This is a genomic window from Paenibacillus sp. SEL1, assembly GCF_054602535.1.
In genome coordinates, this window is sequence record NZ_CM137723.1 from 3509805 (window position 1) to 3533526 (window position 23722).

The following is a 23722-nucleotide window of genomic DNA, read 5'->3' on the forward strand; positions in this document are numbered from 1 at the left end:
TTTGTCAAGATTCTATCATATCGGGAATAACAGTATAGTAGGACTCTTCCAGATATGTTGCGGCCTCAGATAGGCCCATCAACTTAAGCTGTCCAGCTACAAAAGCACGAAGGGCAGAATGGGTGAACAGATGCCGTGTCTGGGCATCCCGAATAAAGGCCAGTCGGGCTTCACGCGAACCGTTATAGAACAATTCACGCACAGCTTCGCCTTGTTGTTCCCAAAGGAAAGGCTCCGTTACGGTCAAGAGGGTACTTTCCATAGAAGAGCTATGCTTCGCGGAAGAAGATACCTGAATGCCCAAGCCGTTAAGCGTAGGAGCTGCTTCATTGTGCTTCCGTTCTGCTCGCAAGCTGTCGATATAGGCAGCCATATCCTGAATCGGTTCGATACCAAAGCGTTCCCGAAAGCATTCGCGTACAAACGCGGTGCGTTCATCTAAGAGCTGAGGCAGTCGCTGACCTGCATGTCCAGAATAGTCGTCTCCGCTGGCGTAGTATCGTTTTAATGAACTGTTCTCTGTATAAACAACGCTTAAAAAATCCTGCAAATGACGGGCAACCACCCATACACCCGTCCAATCGACGGGAGATACGCATACGATAGGGGCCTGTGATAGGTCCTTTTCAAGACCAAAATCCGTTAAAAAGCCATAATGTATTCCGTCCACTCCTGCGTGGGCAAAAGGAATAACATCTGGTGGTGTAGCCATATATCGTGGCGCGCGGCCCTGCTCCATAATCAATCCCAAATCAAAACTCAGAGAATGCCGGTTCGCTTCGAGCTCCTTTTCAAATTCTATAAGTGCCTCAATCAAAGGTGTAGCTGATCCATAGGCTAGGTTAGAACCGGAATCCATCATGTATGCCTCCCTTATCCAATACATCCATTAAAGCGTTCATCCCTAAAAGGTACGTGATTTTACACGAAATGTAAACCTGTATGACGAATATTTTCAAAAATGTGACCTTTTACCCGTGTGTTGTCAAATAAAACGCTTTCGAGCAAAGCAGGACAAGATACCTATGTTAGCTCGGTAGAGAAGTAAAGTGGGTTTGCGAAAATGCGGTCTTTTCAGTGTATGTTAGCAACCGTGAAGTGTGATTGCAGGATGCGCGGTGTGAAGGACAGGGTGCAACGTAACAGGCCAACGGGTATAATATCAGGACAAGGTGAAAAGGAGCGTCATCCGAAGATTTAACAGAAAGAAGTGGGCATATGAACTTGCAAAAGAAGGCTATTTTTTTTGATGTAGATGATACGATGTACGATCATTTGCACCCTACACGCGAGGCATTGCGTACAGTATTAGGATTGAGTGAGCGTTTTCCTTATGAGAAAGCCTACCATCGTATTCGCTATTACAGCGATGTACTGTCGGCTAAAGGAGGACTATTGGAGGGAAAGGCAGGGCCAGATGAACTGGATGAGATGAGGGAAGGCCGTTTCATTCTGGCTTTACAAGAATTCGGGGTAGAAATTACCCGTGAGCAGGCAGTACATGTTCAACAAGAATACTTGGATCGTCAGTACCGAATTGAGCCTTTTGAGGGGGCTACCTCGTTAATAAATGATTTGAGCTCGGCTGGCTTTTTAGTTGGATTAATTACAAACGGTCTTGAAGAACACCAGATGAGCAAGATCAAGGCGATGGCGTTGGAAAATCATGTTGCGGCAGAGCATATCTTTGTATCTGGGACTGTTGGCTATGCCAAGCCTGATCCGCGCATCTTCGAAGTAGTGAATGAGCGGACAGGAACGTTAGCAGAGCATTGCTGCTACATTGGGGATTCCTGGCGTAATGACGTGGCGGGAGCTATAGCTGCAAATTGGCAGGTGATCTGGTTCAATCACAGGAATGCTCCCCCGGAAACTGATGTGCTGGGGGACTATAAAACAGCAGCAAGCTATGCAGAGTTAAGAAGGTTGCTGCTGCCGGACGCTCGTTAGACACGGTACATACCGTATTTTTTAAAAGAATCAACCTATTTTGAAGCCATTCCAAAAGATAACCCGTAATACTATTTATCTGTTATAGAACTAACTTCATTGGTCAAGGTTTAGAACAGAGAAGGAGGGGATCGCGCATGGTAGAACAATGGAGGCAGGCAGAAGACATCATAAGTCAAGTGACCGTATACAGTACGGAGGATAATGATCCGGTTACCATTAAAACAGCCACTCAAGACGTCCGCTGTATTGGCATCGGGACAGATGCGGCCGTATTTACGCTCGATACGTTGCCAGGCTACGCGTTCAAGGTGTACTCAGACATGGCGATCGAGAAAAAAGATGCGGAGGCCGACGTATATGAGCGTTTGCGAGGATCTGACTTTTTTCCTCATTATTACGGAAAAGGCGACAAGTATATTGTCATAAGTTATGAATCCGGTATTACGCTGCTGGATTGTTTGCTGCAAGGAATTCCTGTGCCAGAGCAGGTCATTCTGGATGTGGAAAAGGCGAGGGAATTTGTCCGGTCCAAGGGGCTGAATCCCCGTGATATTCACCTCAAGAATGTACTTATGCAAGACGGGCGTGCCAAGGTATTGGACGTATCGGAATACGTGAAGGAAGGCGATGACAAGCGCTGGGAGCATTTGGTGTGGGCATATCATACGTTTTATTCCGGTATCTCGGAGGTTAAAGTGCCCTCATGGATTTTGGATACGATTAAAAAATGGTACTACAAGCTGGATAACTCCAACTTTAATCTGGAGGAGTTTGCTCAGCGTGCCAGTCAATTGTTCTCTAAATGGAGGTCATAACCGCTGTAAAGATAACGGATATGAAGCTTGATCTTTCGATAGCAAAAAGGATTGCACCCGCATTTAGGGGAGCAATCCTTTTCTTTTATCTGAAATCCCGAGGCACTCTTCTGGCTGTACCGCTCGCAATCGCGGCTTGAATCACCTTTTCACGAACCCGTTGAACCGCACTCTCGTTAAATACACCTGGGATAATATACAGCTTGTTTAGTTCTTCAGGACGGATCGTGCCTGCGATGGCCTCTGCGGCCGCCAGCTTCATCTCTTCGTTGATTTCACGGGCACGGCAGTCGAGCGCCGCTCGAAAGATGCCAGGGAAACAAAGCACATTGTTAATTTGGTTAGGATAATCCGAACGTCCGGTGGCGATGACACCTGCAATGTCCTCGACGTCCTCTGGCGCAATTTCAGGAACCGGGTTAGCCATAGTGAACAGCACCGGGGCTTCTTTCATACGTTTCACGTCTTCTCGTTGCAGTATTCCACCTGCCGACAGACCGATAAACACGTCAGCGTCCTTCAGAACCTCGGACAGCGTGCCAGACAGCCGTTCAGGGTTGGTATGCTGCGCATACCAGTTCCACATCGGATGCTCGTATGTTTCATCAGCTGTAAGAGCCCCATGGCGGTCTACGCCAATGATGTTGACAGCCCCTGCAGATAGCAAAATTTTGGTGCAAGCCACACCCGCAGCCCCGATACCACAGACGACAATTTTGACGTCAGACAGGGCTTTGCCGACAACTTTAAGCGCATTGATCAGCCCTGCGTATAAAACGACAGCTGTGCCGTGCTGATCGTCATGAAAAACAGGTATGTCCAGCTCTTTACGTAACCGCTGTTCAATCTCAAAGCATCGTGGCGATGAAATATCCTCCAGATTAATACCGCCAAAAGCTGGGGCCATTTGCTTAATGGCCTTAATGATCTCTTCGGTGTCCTGCGTATCCAGACAGATTGGAAAGGCATCGACGGAGCCGAGCTGCTTGAACAGCATGGCTTTGCCTTCCATAACCGGCATGGCTGCATAGGGGCCGATGTTACCTAGCCCGAGGACAGCGCTTCCGTCAGAGACGACAGCGACCGTGTTGCGCTTGATCGTCAAACGGAAAGCTTTGTCGGGTTCCTCGTGAATCGCCATGCATACGCGTGCCACATCGGGGGTATATACCCGGGATAAGTCATCGCGGTTTTGAATTGGGACTTTGGGCTGCATTTCAATTTTGCCCCCGAGGTGTAATAGGAAGGTACGGTCAGAGATGGATAATACCTTAACACCTTGTGCTTTTTTAATTCGGGCAATCATACGGTCGATTTCTGCTGGATCGGCAATGGTCACCGTAATATCCCTCACGGTGACCTTCTCAGAGGTGCTAATGACGTCAATGGCAATCACATCTCCGCCATGTTCGTTTACCAGCGTAATCAATTGACCAAATTGGATGTGCCCGGTGGAAATTTCCAATCGTAAAATGATGTTTTTACCGCCAATACCGCCTTGCATACAAATTCCTCCTTTGTTTTCCATAACAAAATCATACGTAGGATCAATTGATTGCGCTTACAATGAGAAGCGGATGTAAAATCCATGCTGTTATTTTAAATTAGTGGTTTCTTCCCCTATCATAGTGAACAATCTCTCGCTTGTACAGATCAAGTTGAGTAATATCTATTATTTTGTATTTAAAAAAGGACGAAAGCCCGGCTATATCCCAGTCCAAGCGAGCATCCTTTTTTCAATGAAATGATCTATTTTATTTTTACGCATTTGATCTGTTACGTCATATTTTTACCGTAGTAAATTTCGTCCATTTCGATTTTGAGACGTGTTGATATATTTTGTTGCTCTTTTTCACTCAGGCTTTCCTTGGTGTAGCCGAACAGATAATTGTCCAAATCGAATTGTTTTAGCTTACATTTGGTATGGAAAATATTTTCCTGATACACATTCACGTCGATCATGTCATACTGACTGCGCACTTCGTCCGGAATATAGTTTTGAATGGAGGCGATATCATGGTCGATGAAAAGCTTATGTCCATTCGTATCACGTGTAAAGCCGCGCACCCGATAATCAATCGTCATAATGTCGGTGTCGAAAGAATGAGTCAAATAGTGGAGTGCCTTGAGTGGGGAGATTTCCCCACAGGTAGAGACATCAATATCTGCTCGAAACGTACTGATCCCCTCGTCTGGATGATATTCCGGGTAGGTGTGAACCGTAATGTGGCTTTTATCCAGTTGTATCACGACAGATTCAGGTAGGGGGCCGGGTGACTCGGCATAAGATTCAGTCGGTACCTCCACAATGGGTCCTTCGGATATAAGTACGGTCACGCTGGCTCCTTGAGGTACATAATCCTGCTGGGCTACGTTGAGCACATGGGCGCCGATAATGTCAGATACATTTTTTAAAATAGCTGTCAGTCGATCTGAGTTGTATTGTTCATCAATATATTCAATATACGCCTCGCGTTCTTCTTTGGTTTTGGTGTAACAAATATCGTACATGTTGAAGCTCAATGATTTGGTCAGGTTGTTAAATCCGTGCAGGGTAATCCGCTGTTCCGGTGTTATGGTCATAGGCTATTTCCCCTTATAGTCGCAGTATTCATACATAATATTCCCAACACGCCTTTTCATATACCGATTCATAAAATCAGTTCTGTAACTGTTAGATTAAAGGCTTGAACAAGTATGTCTTACCCGTTTGGCATAATTAAAAACAGGTAGGGGAGTGGCTTTGTTTTTACATGTATGGAAATTTTAATGTATATATACTTTATTTCTTACTCAGTAATTTTTAAGTAACAGGACTTATAATATGAACTATGTATACGAAGAAGGAACTGAATGGACAGAGGAGTCGTAGTAAGACATAAGAACCGGGTTAGTCATTCATTAATTTAATGTGTTTCACCTTCACAATGCCGAAAGCTTAACCGAATATGATTATAGACCCAAAAAAATAGTGATTTTGTATATTGCGAAAATCGAGAAAAGCAACTTCAGCTAATAATATGCGTATAATGAAATAAACGTAAGAAGCTGAGAATTATGAAGTTAAAATGAATTTTGATAGCAAAACTCATTTTATAAACCGATCGCATGTTACTATAAGGATTTTACAAAATTCGATTCCAGTCGCTCCGAAGTGCAAGTTATAGACGAACTAAACTATTTCGATCTATATGTTGTTCATTGGAATTTGCTTATTGGATTTTTGCAAAATCCTCTACTGTAAAAAAACGGTGGAAGGAGTATCAAGATGCTGGCTTTGTCCGATCCGGCCTGGACTCTACTCCAAGGCCCCTACGGTTCCTCTCAATACGTCCCAGAAATGTTGAAACAGCTCCAAGCCGGATATGACGGCGAAATGGCTGACACCTTGTATTGGGAGGAACTGTATCACCAAAATACATTGTATACTTGTACATTTGCGGCTGTTCCTTACCTTGTAGACATTGCGTTAAAAAGTTCTGATATAGGGATTCGTGCAGATATTTATAACATTTGCGGAATATTCGAAGCGAAGAATAACAATCCCTTACATACCAAAGTTCCATTGGAATTTACAAGGGATCAGGTAAAAGTGGATTCTAGTGTGGCTGAATATATTTATGCGCAATATCGGTGTGCCATTGTCCGACTTGCAGAATTGACTGAAGAAATGGTGCTCTATGCGAAAGAACACGAAGGAGATGTAGGTAAACGCTATGTTCTGGCTGCGGGTGCCGCTTTTCAGGGATATCGCTGTATAGCTTATATGCTACAAAGCTTCGATACAGGTGACGAATATACGCTGGATTGTCCGCATTGCGGTACCCCGCTCTATATTTGGCCTGATGAACAGAATGACACCCTAGTTGTCTATGATAAGGACCCTGTAAATTCAGACAATCTGGTTCCCCACCCAATCCGCCCCCGTTCATTGGACCATAAAGGTGCTAATATACAGTGGTTACACGAATATGCCCAAAAAATTGAAGAGAACAAGCTTCTTGCTCAATTACCCTATTTAATCGGTTGGCTAGATTGTCCAGTGTGTAATACGCCCATATATATATGGGATGAGTTGATGAAAATGGCTGATGGTGTTCGGAGGTATACCGCTTAATCAATCAAAAAAGGGTGCTGTTTTCTACAGCCCCCTCATTTCCTCTTCTACTTTTCCATCTAATCTCCGTATGCTTTGCTCAATTCTACTCCCGAAACGGATTCAAAAAAGTTTTAGGAATGTCGGATTCAAAACGCAGCAATACTCCGGTGACGGGATGAATAAATGACAATACCCTCGCATGTAGGCCAAGGCGCCCAATCGACTTGGATTTGGAACCGTATTTTTTATCTCCAACAATTGGATGACCGATATCCTCCATATGTACGCGGATTTGATTTTTGCGTCCGGTTTCCAAACGTACTTCCAGCAAAGAAAAATGACGATTGGCTTGAAGCAGCTTGTAATGAGTGACTGCGTGCTGTCCGTCATTCGGATAAGGACTGGAATACATTTTTAGCGTCTTGCTTTCTTTCAGCCATGAGGTGATTGTACCCTCAGCTTTTTTAACCTGTCCTTCTACAAGAGCAATGTATGTTCGTTCATACACAACTTCCTTCCACGCTTTTTGCATTTCCTGCTGTATGGCTTCGCTTTTTGCAAACATCATCACTCCTGATGTATCACGATCCAAACGATGCAGTACAAAAATACGATTGTACGGATGTTCGCGCCTCACATGGGCCGTAAGCTGGCGATAGGCTGTTACTTCCTGCTCCTGCGCTGAAGCCACGGACAGCAACCCGGCATCCTTATGGATAACGATAATGGCTTCATCCTCATGCAAGATACGTAGCCCAGTCAGTGGTACGACGGGAGTTACTTTTTCCTTGGAAAGCGCGACAGTCTGACCTTGCTCCAGTGGAAAATTGTGCACGGTACGTGGAATGCCGTTGACGGACACCTGCCCACGAGCCAGTGCTGATTTAATGGAGTTACGACCCATGCCAGTCACATGCTCTACTAAAAAGCTTAATAGCTCGGCAGGCTCCTGGACGATGTATGTTTTGGCAGGGGCTTTATCAAAAGCATTCGTTCTCCGTTGAGCTTCTGGTCTATGGGAGCCAGATCTTCCGGCAGGTTTATGACTGCGTTTGGAATGGCTTGCGTTTGACGTAGATTTTGTATGATTTTTCCGTTGGGGTTTCCGATTGTTCATGGGTTCTTTCTCCTTCTTGGAACCGTGTCTCTTCATAATTATGGACAAATTTGCGGCACCGTGTTCACTATATCATGAGAAAACAGCGAACGCCATAAGGGACTAAACCAGATTGGCAGTCTTCTAGCGGTTGAACATTACCCTGAACCCCGGTAAACTAAAGGTAACGAAAGAAAAGCCGATATGCGTCAAGGACGCTAGAAATATGAGGAGTTTTGAAACTATGAGTGTACAAGCACCAACATTGGAACGGGCGCAGGACTTGCTGCAAAAATTTTATGGCTATCCCGATTTCCGGGAGGGACAAAAGAAAATTGTGGCCAGTATGCTGGAGGGCAACGATACGTTGGGCATCATGCCGACAGGGGGCGGAAAATCGATATGCTACCAGATCCCCGCGTTGTTGCATGAGGGGCTGACCATTGTCGTGTCACCGCTCATCTCGCTGATGAAGGACCAGGTGGATGCGCTGACCACCATGGGGATTGCTGCTGCCTACATCAATAGTACGTTGAGTGGTCGAGAAGTGAATGATCGCATACGAGCCGCACGGAATGGTGACTTGAAGTTACTGTATGTCGCACCGGAACGACTGGAATTGGACTGGTTTCGCGATGAAATGGCTCAGTTGCCGATTTCCTGCGTTGCGGTAGATGAGGCTCACTGCGTATCCCAATGGGGCCATGATTTCCGTACCAGCTACCTGGCGGTGGCTCCATTCGTGGACGGGCTGTATGAACGCCCAATCGTGGCGGCGTTTACGGCAACGGCGACACCGCAGGTCATGGATGATATCGTGCGTCTGCTTCGTCTGCGCTCACCGGAGACGTTCGTTACAGGCCTTGGACGGCCCAATTTGGCGTTCAGTGTGCTGCGTGGGGAAGACAAACGCAGCTTTTTACTGAATTATACCCGTGAGCATGAGGGTGAATCGGGCATTATTTATGCGGCGACACGTAAGGACGTGGACGATTTGTACCAACGGCTACGTGACGCAGGCATGGCGGCCGGACGCTATCATGCCGGGATGACAGATCAGGAACGTGCAGATAGTCAGGAAGGGTTTCTGTACGACGATATCCGTGTCATTGTAGCAACCAATGCCTTTGGCATGGGGATAGATAAATCGAACGTACGCTATGTCATTCACTACAACATGCCTAAAAATATGGAGGCTTACGTACAAGAGGCGGGGCGCGCAGGACGTGATGGCGACCCGAGTCAATGTATTTTACTGTTCGGACCGCAAGATATTGTGACGCAGAAGTTTCTGATTGAGCAAAATCCACAGGATGAAGACCGCAAGCGCAACGACTACCGCAAACTCCAGCAGATGGTTGATTATTGCTACACGACTCGTTGCCTACGTACGGCACAGCTTGAGTATTTCGGAGAAGCGGAGGAGCATGAAGCTTGCGGCATATGCAGTTCATGTACAGATGAGCGGGAATTGGTTGATATGACCATAGATGCGCAGAAGATTTTTTCGTGCATTCATCGCATGCGGGAACGTTATGGGGTCTCGATGGTCGCTTCGGTGTTGAAAGGATCGCGTAACAAAAAAGTGCTGCAATATGGTTTTGACAGCCTGCCAACCTATGGCGTGATGGGCAACCGGACGGAAAAAGAAATTGCCGAAATTATCAATGTTCTTGTTTCGGAAGGCTATCTAATGTTGTCCGAGGGACAATATCCGGTCGTACGCTTGCAGCAGCTTGCGGCTGAGGTGCTGAAAGGCCAGCGAGAAGTCATGCAGCGTGTGGTGCGACATGCCACGGCTTTTGCAGGTGGAGCAGGTTCACGCGGACGACAGGGACGCGATGCATACCCGGCTGCAGTCAACGAAACCGTGTTCGAGCAATTGCGCCTGATCCGCCGCGATCTGGCCGCTCAGGAGCATGTACCGTCTTATATCATTTTCAATGATGCAACGCTGCGTGAGATGAGCGTAGCGAGCCCGCAATCCGAGGCAGACATGTTGCGGATCAAGGGTGTCGGCGAAGTGAAGTTCCGCAAGTACGGCAAGCCGTTTCTTGATTTTTTTCAAAATCAGGGGAGTATCGGGGGAACGGTAAGCGAGGACGAGATTTATGCAGACGATGTGTACGAGGATTTTGAATAGCTATACTAAGGTAAGGGGATATAACAGTTCATGCAAACTATAGAAGGTTGTGACCTATGAAAGTCATTTTATCAACGTTAAATGCAAAATATATTCATACCTCGCTGGCCATTCGATGCCTCAAAGCCTACAGTGAAAAGGACTTTGATATCGAGTTGGCGGAGTACACGATTAAGGACCCGGTGATGAACATCGTATCCGATTTGTTTCAACGCGGGGCAGATGTCATCGGCTTTTCTTGTTATATTTGGAACATTGAAGAGACGATCAAAGTCATTGATGTGTTGAAAAAGATTATGCCCGAGGTCAAAATTGTTCTGGGTGGTCCAGAGGTATCCTACGATACGGATCACTGGATGAAGCGCTTGGCGAATGTGGATTTTATCGTGGTTGGTGAAGGAGAGGAAACCTTCCATCAACTGCTGCAGGAGCTGGAAGGGGATGGCAAGTTCCATTTTGTGTATGGACTGGCTTACCGTAAGGGAGAAGAGGTCATTCAGATGCCCGGTCGCCCGAAAGCGGACTTGAACGAGCTACCGTCGCCCTATCGTTTTGCAGAGGATATACCGGAACTTGGGAAACGGGTTGTTTATTTTGAAACGAGCCGAGGATGTCCGTTCAGTTGCCAGTTTTGTCTGTCGAGCATCGAAGTTGGGGTGCGCTATTACGATATCGAGCGTACAAAGTCGGATATTCTGTATCTGATCGACAATGGAGCCAACCTAATTAAGTTCGTGGATCGGACGTTTAACATTAAACGCGATTATGCGCTGGAAATGTTCAAATTTTTGATTGAAAATCACCGTGGTTGTGTCTTCCAGTTTGAGATTACGGCAGATATTATGCGTCCCGAGGTGTTGGATTATTTGGCGGAAAACGCGCCACCTGGCGTATTTCGTTTTGAAATCGGCGTCCAATCAACGAATGATCCTACCAATGAGTTGGTTAAGCGTCGCCAGAACTTTACCAAACTTTCCCGTACTGTTACCAAGGTCAAACAAAGTGGTAAAATCGACCAGCATTTGGATTTGATCGCTGGATTGCCGTTGGAGGACTACAACACATTCCGTAAAACGTTTAATGACGTTTTTGCGCTCGGCCCGGAAGAGCTTCAACTTGGCTTCCTCAAAATGCTGCGTGGTACCGGACTGCGTATCGACGCAGACAAGTATAACTATACGTATATGGATGTTGCGCCGTATGAAATGTTGAGCAATGACGTCCTTTCCTTTGCCGATATCGTCCGGCTCAAGCGCTTGGAAGATGTATTGGAAAAATACTGGAACTCTCATCGTATGGATCATACAGTTAACTATCTGATCGAGCGCGAATTCTCGTCCGCCTTTGATTTCTTTCAGGAATTCGGAGACTACTGGGAAGGACAGGGCTGGCAAAAAATCGGACATCAGCTCGAAGACTTGTTCACGCGTCTCCAGTCCTTTCTAGAATCGCGTGGAACAAAGCGAATGGATATGGTGCTTGGACTGATGAAGCTTGATTATTTCCTTAACCATAAATACAAGCCGCGTAAAATTTGGTGGGAGCATACCTTGGAGAAGAATGATTGGTCCAGCTATATGAAAATGGTTCTCCAGCATCCGGATGCGCTGTTGTCACCTGCGGTTACAGATTTTGTGGCAGATGCGAGCAAGGAGAGTACAGGTGGGACGGATGTAGGCAGTCAACAGCCGCAGCCATACCGCGAGATTATTCCAGCCTTTGCTTCCTTGAAGCTGAGTGAAAAGGAACTGCAAAAGCACGCTGTGCTGGATGTACTGCCGTTCAGTCTGGATCATATCCTGAGCGGAGGAAGCCCATTGACAGCCGAAGGCCGCACCCTGCTGCTTGTAGTCTATCAGCAAAATGGACAGCAAAAACCGCTCTACTACACCATGCCGATCGGCAAAAATATCGCCGCCATTTAAATAAAAACGCCAGAGGGCATCGACTTTGATATACCAAGAGTCGGTGTCTTTTTTGTTTTATAAATAAATAGGCGCTCATTCCAAATTTTACATTCGCATAATCTATTGCTTTACGATGCTTTACAAAACAAATATATGATTACTTTATCATATATGAATATCAAATTTATTGGAGTGTGACCTTGTGAAAAAGCGTTCGATGAAAAAGAGTATCCTTGCTTTAGGTGCCATTACCGTTTTGAGTGCGCCATTGTTATCTGCTAATATCCCTAACGCTTTTGCAGCCTCATCTAATACCAAGTCTACTACCGCACAGGTATCCAAAGGACTGAAAACTTCGTCAGCGAAGGTCGATGCTCCTAAGAATGTCATTCTTTTTATCGGCGATGGTATGGGAGAAGCAAGTCGCAACGCGATTCGCTTGGCGACGGTAGGGAAATCGGGATTACTTGAAATGGATAACATGCCTGTAACCGGCCTGGTTAGTACAAGTTCAGGGGATAACCTGGTTACGGATTCTGCCGCGGCTGCAACTGCCATTGCAACAGGTGTGAAAACGTATAACGGCGCAATCGGAATGGATTTGAATAAAAAACCAGTGACAACGATTATGGAGCTGGCTAAAAAAGCAGGCATGTCTACAGGTGTCGTGACGACAAGCCAAGTGACAGACGCAACCGGGGCCGCCTTTGGTGCGCATGTCGAAAAACGCTCCGCTCAAAGCGAGATTGCCAAGCAGTATCTGGAGAAAAGCAAGGTGGATGTTATTCTGGGCGGTGGTGAGGATTTCTGGTACCCTGCCGGAACAGTAGGCAAACATCCAGATGCTCCGGCAGAAGATCCTGAGGAAGCTAGTAAGGGAACTCAAGGGAATTTGGTAGAACAAGCGAAGAAGCTGGGTTATAGCTATGTGACGGATCAGGCAGGAATGAAAGCAGCCAAAGGTTCTAAGTTGCTAGGACTGTTCGCCAATGAAGAGATGTTTCAAGCTCACAACAAGCTGGGTAACTCTTACAACCCAACCGTTTCTCTACCGGATATGACGGCTAAAGCGATTGATGTTCTTTCCAAAAACCAAAAAGGTTTTTTCCTGATGGTAGAAGAAGAAGGAACGGATGAGATGGCGCATGACAATGAAGGGGAGTTAACGATTAAGGCTGGGCAACAACTTGATAAGGCCGTTAAAGTAGCTAAAGAGTATGCCAAAGCGCATCCAGATACATTAGTGTTGGTGACGGCAGATCATGAAACGGGCGGTTTGGCGATTGAAGGCGAAGATGCGGAGGATGAATCCGGTGAAGGCATTTCCAAAGAGGATGGTCCTTTTACTGTAAAAGGCTCCGATGAGAAGTTTTATATCGACTGGACCACGGATGGACATACATCTGTTGATGTGGCGTTAACCGCGATGGGACCTGGGTCTTCTCAGTTTAGCGGGAATTATCCGAATACTGCCATTCATGACAAGTTAGTAAAGTTGCTTCAATTAAAGAAGTAACATGGTGTGAAAGGAAAGCCGCTCCTTAAAAAGATTTGCCATATTGGCAATATGGATTTTCCTGTGATAAACTAAAGCTAATAAGTATATACTAAAAAAGAGTAAGGATGCTGCCAACATCCTCACTCTTTTACAACAGCCGCTTATAAGGGCGGTGGCTGTAGGGTTGGATTAGTAAAATAGACCGCTAACCTTTTCCTGGTCAAGACCCCATTTTATAGACACTGAAAAAAGACCCTAGGCTATAAGCTGCTTCCGATACTCTTTCGGAGGCAGCTTATTTAACTTTCGTTGTGGTCGACACTGGTTGTAAAATTGGATATATTCTTTTATTCTCCTTTGTGCCTCGTCCATATTTCGGATATCATATGGGTAGAGCCCTTCCGTTTTGAGATGCGAGAAGAAGCTCTCTATCGAGGCATTATCATAACAATTGCCTCGGCGAGACATGCTGATTCGGGCGCCAACCTTTGGCAGCATGTCATGGTACGCATGGGACGTGTACTGGAATCCCTGGTCGCTGTGAACGATGAGGCCAGTCACGTCTTTTTGCTGTTTCCAGGCTTGTCGAAACGTCTGTAAGACCAGTTCGTTATCATTTCTATGGCTCATCTGGTACGCGATAATTTCGTTATTGAACAAGTCTTTAATCGCAGACAGATATAGCCAGCAATCACCCACACGATATTGCGTAATATCTGTGACCCATTTTTGATTTGGTTTGTCCGCCTTGAAATCCTGTTTTAGCAGATTTTTCGCCACACGACCTTCCGTAGAAGAAGCATAATTGCAGCGATGCTTCCGACGAATTTGTGAGCGGATCCCCAAGACCTGCATGAGCCGGAGTACCTTTTTATGGTTCATCCAGACTCCATGATCGTGCTGCAAAAATAGTTGAATTTGGCGATAGCCGTAGACTCCGTTATACTGCTCATACACTTTCTTCACAAGTGCTTTCGCGTCCCGATCTCGATCTGTTTCTCTCCGTTTTAAGAAGGCGTAATATCCACTTCTGGAGACTTTGAAAAGCGTACACAGTTTGCTAATAGGATAGTCTTTCGCAGCTTTCTCAATGGTTATATATTTGTGTGCTTCATCTCCTGTATCCAGATTTCCAAACACTTTTTTAGCATGTCATTTTCCCGTCTCAGCTTCTGTACATACCTATCCTGGTCGATATACTCCTTACGCCGTCCTCGTTGGTCCATAAGTCCGAATTCACCGAGTTCCTTGTACTTCCGCATCCATTCTTTCAACCGATGTCGATCTGCAATCCCGAACTTCTCCATGAGTTTACGATATGTCCAACCTTCTTCGATATGAAGCCGTATGGCCTCTACTTTAGTTTCAAACGAATATTCTTTAAACTTCTGTCCTTTTTTCGCTGGCATAAAAAATGCACCCCCTAGAAATTCATCGGATAAACCAGGGGTTTATTCCAATGTCTATTCTAAGGGGTGCACTTCATTAGTGAGGGCGGTCTATTTCTTTTTCATGTAGGTAATGAACATGCCGAATATACTTAACCTTTACTCCTCCGTTGTTTTCTTCCCCCATACAAATTTCATTATAAAAAATATAATTGTCAGCATGATGAGAAGCAATGCCATCTGCAAGCCATAACGATGGATTAGTTCTCCTACTGCTTGTACATGATCGCCAAAGATACGTCCGAGCAGAAAGAAGATCAGCGTCCAGATCAAACCCGTTGAATAAGAGAAGAGGGCATAGCGCTTGAAGCTCATTTTATTGATTCCGACAATATAAGGAATAATGTGACGGACGATCGGCAGCAAATAACTGATGCAAATAGTGAAATTGCCATACTTATGTATCAATTTTTCCGAAAACGTAATGTACTTGTCCATTTTTTTCTTCCGGCGTAAACGTTCTAGAATCGGTGTGCCCACGGTTCTCCCCAATACATAACCTAAGGACAAGCCTGATACAACCCCAAGATATACAATTAAAAAAGCGGGTAACGGGTGAAGTATGCCCATGCCTGTTACAGCCCCGCCAGTCATCACGATGACTTCATCCGGGATGGGTAGACCCACAATCCCCAGCCATAGAGAAAAGAATAATGCGGCATAGCCGTATTGTTCGATGATGGAAATTAAATATTCCACGTCCATACCCGTACTCCTTTCTTAGGTTTTCTTTCGGCATACATACACGAATGCGGGTGGAACATTCATAGGCACAAACTTGATTTCTTCAATATCAAACCATTCACCTAACTGTTGTTTCATCTGTTTAGAGTATTGAAAGGCCACAAACATTCCTCCATCCCTGAGCGATAGATGAATTTGTTCTACAATTTGATTCCGCATCGCTTGTGGAAAATTGAAAAATGGCAGCCCGCTGATTATGCAGTCAAGCTGTTCTATTTGGGCATTTTTCATAGCAAGCTGAAGCTCACGCGAGTCGGAATAGCACAGATAATTCGGGAATCTTCTTTTTAAACTCTGCTGCATGGTTTGGTCTTTCTCAAAGAGTAAAACCTTGGGTTGAAATTCAGCAGCAGACGGGATGTATTGGGTAATTGCCCCTGTTCCAGCACCAAGCTCGGCAACAGCATGAACTTCACTCCATGGAATGGATTCTATCATATTTTTAGCTAAAAATCTGGAACTTGGTGTTACACTACCCACGTATGCAGGCGAGTACAAAAATTTGACTAGGAACATAAGTCTCTCGTGAACCAAATGGCTAATACGGATCATACATCATTTCCCTACTTTCAATTTTTAAAATACGTTCATTTATTCTTTGCTAAGAGTAACAAATTATCCCTTTACTTACTCCTGTCTCAAGTAGGGTTGATCCCCCCGTCTTGCGGAGGGGATTTTCCTTGACTATGGTCTAGGAAATAATAAAAGGGTTACGGTATTAATGAGTTTGTATTTATTCAGTTATTATTCAGCATACCCTCAGGTTGCATTCAGTTTTGTTACCGATGAAAGGTAGGTGGGCAGCTAAAAACATTATGTACACTGAGAGGGATCTACTTTGTCACTATCCATTAACAGGCATCTCATCACGACTTCCTATGATCAATCGAATATGGTGAAGTCAAATGAGAATGGACTAAATACCGCGGGTCATACCACACACAAGAAATCTAACGATTCACTCGAATTGAGCAAGGAATTCATGGAATACACGGGAGGAATGCAGGCTCCGCTTCCTACGGAAAACTACAGTAATGATTACAAGTACGACGACCAGGATACCATTGCGCTAACTACAGACGAACAGAAAACGCTGTTGTCTGATCTGCAAAGTTACCTGATGTCTTCCAGTGCTTCCTCTGATACAGATGAACTCACCAATAGCAGGAAGAATTCGTTGGCTTCGGTTAGAGACTTATTAGCTGATGTGGATATTTCGACGGCAACAGATGAGGAAGTATCGGATCTATTCGATAAGATAGCAGAAACGATCCAAAATAATCGTCCTGCACCGCCGCCTGAAGGTGACCCGTCCCATCCTGAAATGGATAGCAGTGGTCTGCCTCCTATGATGCAGGCAATGGGTGGAATTATGCCTCCATTCGCATGGAATATCCAAGAGACTTCCAATCAAGAGGATAACAGCACTACATCTGAAAAAGAGCTTACAGTAGATGGAAAAAGGTCCTTGCTGAGTGATTTGCAGAGCATTCTGAGTTCTAGTCTTATATCCGGGTCAACAGCTTCGGACAAAGATCAGGAAACAGATCTGCTTTCTGCATTAAAAGACGCATGGGGAAATACAGATGAATCGAATGCCACAGATGAAGAAATATCGGCTTTATTCGATAAAATCGCTAAGATTTTTGAACAATCTGTATCATCGTCGTCATAGTCATTAGAGTGCAATGCCATAGCTTAGAACCGGTTAGCCCACACGTGTAAAACTCATACTTTTATAAAGGGGAAATCTCGTATGAACATTTCATCCACATCCAGCAGTTCAATATCTATTGCAAGCACATCATCATCCAGTACCAACGATACAGCTAGTCTGGAAAAGCAAAAAGCTCAACTTGAAGCGGAGTACAACAAGGTACAGCAAAGTAAGGATAATAAAGATACAAAAGAAACAAAAATGAAGCAGCTTCAGCAACAAATTAAACAGATTGAAGCTCAAATTGCACAGCAAAGTTCGCAATCCAGCAGTACGTCAACTCCAAAAATGGAAAAGCCCGCTCCAAGTAACACAGAAACAACTCGTATCAACAGCGCTAACAGCAGCGATATTACGGGAGTTGGGAAATCACTGGATATTTCAATTTAATCATTCCATCTCTTCTCCTGTATGACAGACGATGTATAAACGATAGCAGGTTCTCCGTTTCATAGGGGCCTGCTTTTTTCGTTTACTAAATATTTTGCATGAATCCAGGGAGCGACTTTAATCACCGATATTTAGATTAGAATAATTCTGTCCATCTAAATTGAATCATGTGACTAAACATAGAAAAGTATATACAATATATAACAGTAGGGAAATGAAAGTATTTTAACTCTATTATTTTATATATTAAAATCAGTAAGTGCTGGTAATCATTTTAAATTGGAGGATTTATGCCATGACGCTGGAACCTCAGATGAATCGAAGTAGTAGAGATGAAGCGCGTTTAGTCAGAAACAAGTTGATTGAGTTTAATGCGAAACACGTCCCAGCAGATATTCAAACCCGATACGAAGAGATTAATCTTACGCTCAAAGATGAAGACGGTCAGGTCATGGGCGGTCTCCTAAGTGTACTATGTTGGAACTGGGTGGAGGTTGATATTTTGTGGGTGGATCAGCGTTACAGAGGAAAGGGCTACGGTTCACAACTGCTTGGTGAAATTGAACAGATTGCTGGAGATAAAGGGTGTAATTTTATACAACTTAATACGTTTACTTTTCAAGCGCCTAAATTCTATGAAAAGCATGGGTATGAAGTCGTTGGTGTCATTGACGATGCTCCGAGAGGCTTTAAACACTATTATTATAAGAAAAGTATCTACTGAGGACTCTATATATGCGTGTACAGATCAAGGAATTAAATAAAGATCAGCATATCATCATTCGTAGTATGGGCGAGGAAAAAGTATACGGCTACTGGACATATTTTTGGCATGAACTGACTTCCGGATATGCGTATGTTGTCCCGTATGAACAAAGCTTGAACAAGATGATTCCCGGTTGTGTAATTTCGGTCGAGACTTCTCAATCCAGTATAGAGGGGTTCAGAAGGCGGAAGTCTACTGAAGAGACAGGGATTTTTCGACCTCAACCAAAGCTAGGCGACTACTGGATTCAAGGAACGATACATCAAGTGATGCAGGGCGAAGCAGGCGAGATAGAATGCCTGGAGATTGTAGTAGGAGACACTACGTTTATTTTGGATTCTGAAGAAATAAATGGTGATGTCAACGTTAAAGCGGGCGACGGTGTCGCCTTTGAAATCATAGGCCTACAGTTGTTTGACGAGGGACTGTGATGGTTCTATGGCGATTGATTGGAAAAGAGGTGACACATGTCTAATGATTATAGTAAATCGAAAACGTTGGGAGCTTTTCTGAAATCACGTAGAAATCGACTTCAACCAGAGCAGGCAGGCCTTAGACTTTCACAGGGTCAGCGAAGAACACCGGGGCTTCGCCGAGAAGAAGTTGCTATGCTGGCAGGTGTCAGTGCGACGTATTATACATGGCTGGAACAAGGTAGAGAAGTAACAGCATCTAAGGAAATTATCGAAAGTATAGGAGAAGCTCTACAATTAACTCATGATGAGAGAGCACATCTAATTCAATTGTGGAATCCCAATGAGACGGTTGCTATTTCGCCCATCCATACAACGCTGAATCCACAGTGGCAACATATTATTGATCAGTTGTCCTATCCTTCCTTCATCAGCAATGAGAAAGCGGAAGTGCTTGCTTGGAATAGCGCGGCGAATGAGGTCATTACCGATTTTTCTTCCCTGTCTATTTCTGAACGTGTCATGATTCGTTTATTGTTCGTGGATTCCGAATTACGTCGTCGAATGGTTAACTGGGAAGAATTTGCGTCCTATTCGGTAGCTGTTTTTAGAACCTATTATGACAAGTATTTAGGAGATCCTTGGTTTGAGGAGACGGTAGAACGGCTACGTGTGGAAAGTATGGAGTTTGACACCATGTGGAAGCTGCATCATATCCAGCTCAAAAAAGTGAATCGGGTTTCCTTTCAAATCCCTGGCGCTGTGGAGGCAGTTTCCTATGATATTAATTCTTTAGCAAGCATTACGGACCAACCGGGTCTGCACTTTTGTATCTACACGCCAGTAAGCTAATCCTCTGCCTGGTAATCTTGTTACTAGTATAAACGTACTGTGGTTGCCTCCATATGGATCCATTAGAATGAGTACATGTTCATTCCATCCATTTACCCAAAGAAGAGAGGGAACCATGATATGCTGAAAAGGAAATTGGGACATGAAGGGCTGGAGGTATCAGTTCTGGGCCTTGGCACGATGATGATGCCGAACAACGAGGAGTCGGTGCGTACACTTCAGGGAGCGCTGGACCTTGGTGTAACGCTGTTTGATACAGCAGATCTTTATGGTGAGGAATACGCACAGCAGAAGTTCGGAGGCAATGAGAAGCTGGTTGGACGTGCGCTCAAGGGTCGTCGGGAGGAGGCCGTGATTGCCACTAAATTCGGAATCACGCACACTCAGGGGCCCAAGGGAGATCCGGCATATATCAAAAAATCCGTGGACGCCAGTCTATTTCATCTGGGGATTGATTATATCGACCTGTATTATCAGCATCGAGTCGATCCCAATACTCCGATTGAAGAGACCGTCGGAACGATGGCCGATTTGGTTAAGGAAGGGAAAATCCGTTATATCGGCTTGTCGGAAGCGTCGGCTGAACAGATCCGCCGCGCGCATGCGGTGCATCCAATTAGCGCGGTAGAAACCGAATATTCCTTGTGGAGCAGAGAAGTGGAAGATGATGTTCTTCCGCTACTGAACGAATTGGGAATCGGCTTCGTACCCTACAGTCCACTGGGTCGAGGTTTCCTCACGGGACAGATCAAGAAATTTGACGATCTGCCAGAGGATGATTACCGCCGTCATTTTCCACGCTTCCAAGGCGAGAATTTCCACAAAAATCTAGAAGTTGTCCTCCTGATCGAAAAACTGGCTGCCCAAAAAGGCTGTACTTCTGCTCAGTTGGGGCTGGCATGGCTGCTGGCGCAAGGCGACCATATCGTTCCGATTCCGGGAACGAAGAGACTGGAAAGAGTGCGTGAAAATCTTGGTGCTCTACAGATCTCCTTGTCGGAAGCAGAGCTTCAAGAGATTGAGCGCATTTCGCCTAAAGGCTTCGCAGCAGGTTCTCGTTATCCGGGGCGTGTCTAGAAAACTGATTATTGGCATGATGGATAAGACCGTTCCTTTCTGGAGTCGCTTGGTAGTACCAACGGCTTTGCAGAAAGGCGGTCTTTTTTTTACTGATTTTGACCGACTTAGGCATGAGTTTTCTAATCTAGTCTATGGTTAGAGTTATTGCGCTCTACAAAATAACGCGTTAAAGTATGGTGAATACCATATTTAACCACAATATGTCGGTGAGAAAGTTAAAAGCTAGATCATGAATCGTGAATAAAGAAAGGTATGATCGGATTGACAACAGAAGTGACACACAAAATATATACCATGTGTATGATTCAAGACGGAAGCAAGGTATTGCTTATGAATAGACCCAATCGAAAGGGGTTTCCGGGTTATATTGCTCCAGGAGGAAAAGTAGAGTTTCCAGAAAGCATTGTGAATGGGGCCATTCGTGAAGTAAAGGAAGAAACGGGCTTAACCGTGACGGAAATTGTATTTAAAGGAATCGACGAATATTGTGATCCAAGTCAAGGGCTGAGGTATATGGTCTTTAACTATTTGGCTACAGCCACTGAAGGTGAACTATTAAAAAATCCCCCCGAGGGGGAACTGCTGTGGGTCGATATGAAGGAAGCGCTAAATCTGCCGATGCAGGATTGGTTTAAGCGGAGATTTCCATTGTTTTTCGAGCCGGGAACGTTTGAGGTTAGTTTCGTTTGGCTGGCAGATACGGATGAAACCCTGGAAGCAACGATTAAGAGCTATGGTGTGTAGAGATGACGACGACCATTTATTTTTCGTCTAATCGGCTAGGTGAGGTAACAAATGACCAAATGCAAAGGATGCTGAATCGTTTTGATTTGGGACGTTTGCTGTCTTACGAAAAAACGGCAGAAGGTGTCCTAGGGCAAACCCTCTATGTTTCCTCAACGGCTGGGCAGTTTGTGCTGAAGGGGAACCCGCTTTTTCTAGGCAATGGATAGAAGAAAAGTTTATGGTGGAGCAAATACAGACACGGACTTCAATTCCCGTGCCAACACCGTATCTTGTGGATCATACGGAGGACATTTTTGGCTGGAGCTATGCAGTTATGCCCCGTCTATACGGTCAGCATATACATATACCTGAGTTGCAAGCAAAGCTGACCTCGCTGGATAAACAGCAAATGGCTGAAATGCTTGCTAATGTTCTGTTGGAGCTTCATAGCTGGAAGCTTAAGAACAGTGGAGAGCTGGATACAACAACTCTAGCCATTCGTCCTTTTGAAGTTTCTTATCGAGTATGGTTGTATGGGCGAATTCGATATTGGCTAGAGGATGCCCAAAAATACTCGGACATTTCTGTACAGGATATGGAATGGGTAGAGGAAATATTGGAAGGCTCTCGTCAAGCATTCGATCAGCTGGAAGCTGCCACCTTTGTGATGGGGGATTTTAAACCGCAAAATTTTCTTGTACAGAATGGGGATAAGGGTTGGAGAGTCAGTGGTCTTTTTGATTTTACGACAGCCTATTTTGGGGATGGGATTGCCGACCTTCCGAAAATAACCACCATGTATCTGGAGAATGGCGAAGAAGAGTTGGCAAAAGGTTTTCTTACTGCTTACGCACAAGGAATGGAAGCTAAAGAAGGATTTACTGAGCGTTTCCGGGTGCATATGCTGCATCAGCAGGTTCTAAACTGGGGATGTGCCAAAGCGATGAAGCAAGTCACCTGGGATGATAAGCTCTCTTTTGCAGATTGGGCGCAAAAGTTCATAGATATTGAGGTATATAAGCAATAGCAGATGAATTGAACGTTTAAAGAGGAGGCCGTGAGTGGATGCAGACCGTCAGATTGGTAAAGCCGGATCAGGACTGGAAGGAGGCTTATCTTTCATTTTATGAGGAATGGAAAAAGAGTCAGGAGCATATGGTACCTTGGGTGATCTCTGTAGAGCCGTACGATTTTGAAGGTATGCTGACGGTTTTAAGTAATCAGGAAAATGGAATGAACCTGTCTGAAGGCTGGGTCAAAAGCTCAACATACTGGCTTGTGAATGCGAATGAACAGGTTGTGGGAGCAGTGAATATCAGACATGACCTTAACGAACACCTAATGAATGCCGGAGGTCATATTGGTTACGGTATCCGTCCTTCTGCACGAGGGAACAGGTACGCTGTAACTATGTTGGCCTTGGCATTGGAAAAAGCAAAAGAACTGGGGATTTCCCGAGCTCTGGTCGTATGTGACTCTGATAATATCAGCTCCAAAAGAACGATCCTGCGAAACGGCGGAACGCCGGACAAGGATTACATAGAGGAAGACGGAAACCGTGTAAACCGGTTTTGGATCGAACTGTGAGTGAGAAAGAGGGGAACGCGAGAAGCTCATGAAATTATGGCCTGAATATGCGCAAAACATTATTGTTGGTGTTATTTTTGAAGGGAAATGGAACTGGTATGTGACGGAAAGAGAGTATTGGTTTCTGACTATCGAAATGGAGGAACGGTTCGGTATCGCTATTTTGGATGAAACCACAGCGGGAGCATTTTTGGATCACATCTGTGAATATAAGGTGGCTACAGGGGAACTAACTTCAATGCTTCAGTTGCTGGATGAGGCTATTCAGCATCAGGATGAATTGTTGGAGTTCTGTCCTGCTCTGTATGTTAACTTTGACGAGAAAGTTCTCTATTCGCTATTTCCTGAGCCAGCTTCGTTTGAACACTATGTCCCAGCGGGGTGGAAAGGGGAATATCAAAACTTTTTGAACGAGGTACCTTCATCTGAACGGTATTGGATTATAAATGGAAGTGATTTTTTTGAGAAATTCACTTGATAGGACGAAG

The 23722-nt window shown here is 44.9% G+C and carries 23 protein-coding genes and 1 pseudogene; 16 read left to right on the plus strand and 8 right to left on the minus strand.

Going from position 1 to position 23722, the window contains the following annotated elements:
• Positions 1–4: 4 nt before the first annotated feature.
• The gene (locus ACYCSE_RS16015; RefSeq protein ID WP_061829073.1) at positions 5–859 is read right to left on the minus strand and encodes a hypothetical protein; all 855 of its coding nucleotides are present in this window, start codon (positions 857–859) and stop codon (positions 5–7) included.
• 359 nt (positions 860–1218) lie between these two features.
• Between ACYCSE_RS16015 and ACYCSE_RS16020 the strand changes: the two genes are divergently transcribed.
• Complete coding sequence (locus ACYCSE_RS16020; protein WP_459698788.1) at positions 1219–1950, plus strand: HAD family hydrolase; 732 nt, start codon at positions 1219–1221, stop codon at positions 1948–1950.
• A 137-nt stretch (positions 1951–2087) separates the two neighbouring features.
• Entirely contained in the window at positions 2088–2768 is a 681-nt protein-coding gene (locus tag ACYCSE_RS16025) for a protein kinase family protein (RefSeq protein ID WP_069291431.1), read from the plus strand.
• Between the two features lie 85 nt (positions 2769–2853).
• Here ACYCSE_RS16025 and ACYCSE_RS16030 read toward each other — a convergent pair whose 3' ends face one another.
• The gene (locus ACYCSE_RS16030; RefSeq protein WP_134903719.1) at positions 2854–4272 is read right to left on the minus strand and encodes an NAD-dependent malic enzyme; all 1419 of its coding nucleotides are present in this window, start codon (positions 4270–4272) and stop codon (positions 2854–2856) included.
• Positions 4273–4544: 272 nt separating this feature from the next.
• A complete protein-coding gene (gene speD / locus ACYCSE_RS16035) occupies positions 4545–5351 on the minus strand; it encodes an adenosylmethionine decarboxylase (protein WP_013309324.1) in 807 nt (268 codons plus the stop codon).
• A 685-nt stretch (positions 5352–6036) separates the two neighbouring features.
• Between speD and ACYCSE_RS16040 the strand changes: the two genes are divergently transcribed.
• Positions 6037–6885, plus strand: a complete 849-nt coding sequence (locus ACYCSE_RS16040) for a hypothetical protein (RefSeq protein ID WP_165176244.1) — start codon at positions 6037–6039, stop codon at positions 6883–6885.
• A gap of 85 nt (positions 6886–6970) precedes the next feature.
• On the opposite strand, the gene ACYCSE_RS16045 is transcribed toward ACYCSE_RS16040, so the two are convergent.
• Positions 6971–7984: an RluA family pseudouridine synthase gene (locus ACYCSE_RS16045; protein ID WP_061829078.1), complete on the minus strand. Its 1014-nt coding sequence runs from the start codon at positions 7982–7984 to the stop codon at positions 6971–6973.
• 223 nt (positions 7985–8207) lie between these two features.
• Here ACYCSE_RS16045 and recQ point away from each other — a divergent pair, with 223 nt between their 5' ends.
• The 3 genes from recQ to ACYCSE_RS16060 all read left to right on the plus strand — a co-directional run bounded on the left by recQ (position 8208) and on the right by ACYCSE_RS16060 (position 13529).
• Positions 8208–10106, plus strand: coding sequence for a DNA helicase RecQ (gene recQ / locus ACYCSE_RS16050; protein ID WP_165176242.1), 1899 nt, complete (start codon positions 8208–8210; stop codon positions 10104–10106).
• A gap of 56 nt (positions 10107–10162) precedes the next feature.
• On the plus strand, positions 10163–12031 hold the full coding sequence (locus ACYCSE_RS16055; protein WP_061829080.1) for a B12-binding domain-containing radical SAM protein: 1869 nt from the start codon (positions 10163–10165) through the stop codon (positions 12029–12031).
• 184 nt (positions 12032–12215) lie between these two features.
• Entirely contained in the window at positions 12216–13529 is a 1314-nt protein-coding gene (locus ACYCSE_RS16060) for an alkaline phosphatase (RefSeq protein ID WP_459698793.1), read from the plus strand.
• A 237-nt stretch (positions 13530–13766) separates the two neighbouring features.
• Here the strand turns inward: ACYCSE_RS16060 and ACYCSE_RS16065 are convergent, their stop codons facing one another.
• The 4 genes from ACYCSE_RS16065 to ACYCSE_RS16080 form a co-directional block, all read right to left on the minus strand.
• Entirely contained in the window at positions 13767–14651 is an 885-nt protein-coding gene (locus ACYCSE_RS16065; RefSeq protein WP_250268514.1) for an IS3 family transposase, read from the minus strand.
• Positions 14606–14920 (minus strand): transposase, encoded by a 315-nt coding sequence (locus tag ACYCSE_RS16070; RefSeq protein ID WP_322159231.1) that lies wholly within the window; start codon positions 14918–14920, stop codon positions 14606–14608. Before ACYCSE_RS16070 ends, ACYCSE_RS16065 begins: the two co-directional genes overlap by 46 nt.
• 138 nt (positions 14921–15058) lie before the next feature.
• Entirely contained in the window at positions 15059–15664 is a 606-nt protein-coding gene (locus ACYCSE_RS16075; RefSeq protein WP_061829082.1) for a DedA family protein, read from the minus strand.
• A 15-nt stretch (positions 15665–15679) separates the two neighbouring features.
• On the minus strand, positions 15680–16255 hold the full coding sequence (locus tag ACYCSE_RS16080; RefSeq protein WP_061829083.1) for a class I SAM-dependent methyltransferase: 576 nt from the start codon (positions 16253–16255) through the stop codon (positions 15680–15682).
• Between the two features lie 286 nt (positions 16256–16541).
• Between ACYCSE_RS16080 and ACYCSE_RS16085 the strand changes: the two genes are divergently transcribed.
• The 10 genes and pseudogenes from ACYCSE_RS16085 to ACYCSE_RS16130 all read left to right on the plus strand — a co-directional run bounded on the left by ACYCSE_RS16085 (position 16542) and on the right by ACYCSE_RS16130 (position 23712).
• Positions 16542–17378 (plus strand): hypothetical protein, encoded by an 837-nt coding sequence (locus ACYCSE_RS16085; RefSeq protein ID WP_459698796.1) that lies wholly within the window; start codon positions 16542–16544, stop codon positions 17376–17378.
• Positions 17379–17459: 81 nt separating this feature from the next.
• Positions 17460–17810, plus strand: coding sequence for a FlxA-like family protein (locus ACYCSE_RS16090; RefSeq protein WP_235307839.1), 351 nt, complete (start codon positions 17460–17462; stop codon positions 17808–17810).
• A gap of 295 nt (positions 17811–18105) precedes the next feature.
• Positions 18106–18534, plus strand: coding sequence for a GNAT family N-acetyltransferase (locus ACYCSE_RS16095; RefSeq protein ID WP_459698799.1), 429 nt, complete (start codon positions 18106–18108; stop codon positions 18532–18534).
• An 11-nt stretch (positions 18535–18545) separates the two neighbouring features.
• The gene (locus ACYCSE_RS16100) at positions 18546–19007 is read left to right on the plus strand and encodes a hypothetical protein (protein WP_459698801.1); all 462 of its coding nucleotides are present in this window, start codon (positions 18546–18548) and stop codon (positions 19005–19007) included.
• A gap of 36 nt (positions 19008–19043) precedes the next feature.
• Complete coding sequence (locus ACYCSE_RS16105; protein WP_459698803.1) at positions 19044–19841, plus strand: helix-turn-helix transcriptional regulator; 798 nt, start codon at positions 19044–19046, stop codon at positions 19839–19841.
• Positions 19842–19961: 120 nt separating this feature from the next.
• The gene (locus ACYCSE_RS16110; RefSeq protein WP_459698805.1) at positions 19962–20918 is read left to right on the plus strand and encodes an aldo/keto reductase; all 957 of its coding nucleotides are present in this window, start codon (positions 19962–19964) and stop codon (positions 20916–20918) included.
• Positions 20919–21173: 255 nt separating this feature from the next.
• Entirely contained in the window at positions 21174–21665 is a 492-nt protein-coding gene (locus tag ACYCSE_RS16115) for an 8-oxo-dGTP diphosphatase (RefSeq protein WP_028542993.1), read from the plus strand.
• A 2-nt stretch (positions 21666–21667) separates the two neighbouring features.
• A pseudogene (locus tag ACYCSE_RS16120) lies at positions 21668–22674 on the plus strand (phosphotransferase family protein).
• Positions 22675–22712: 38 nt separating this feature from the next.
• On the plus strand, positions 22713–23234 hold the full coding sequence (locus ACYCSE_RS16125; RefSeq protein WP_459698808.1) for a GNAT family N-acetyltransferase: 522 nt from the start codon (positions 22713–22715) through the stop codon (positions 23232–23234).
• A gap of 28 nt (positions 23235–23262) precedes the next feature.
• Entirely contained in the window at positions 23263–23712 is a 450-nt protein-coding gene (locus ACYCSE_RS16130) for a hypothetical protein (protein ID WP_459698810.1), read from the plus strand.
• The last annotated feature ends 10 nt before the right edge of the window (positions 23713–23722 follow it).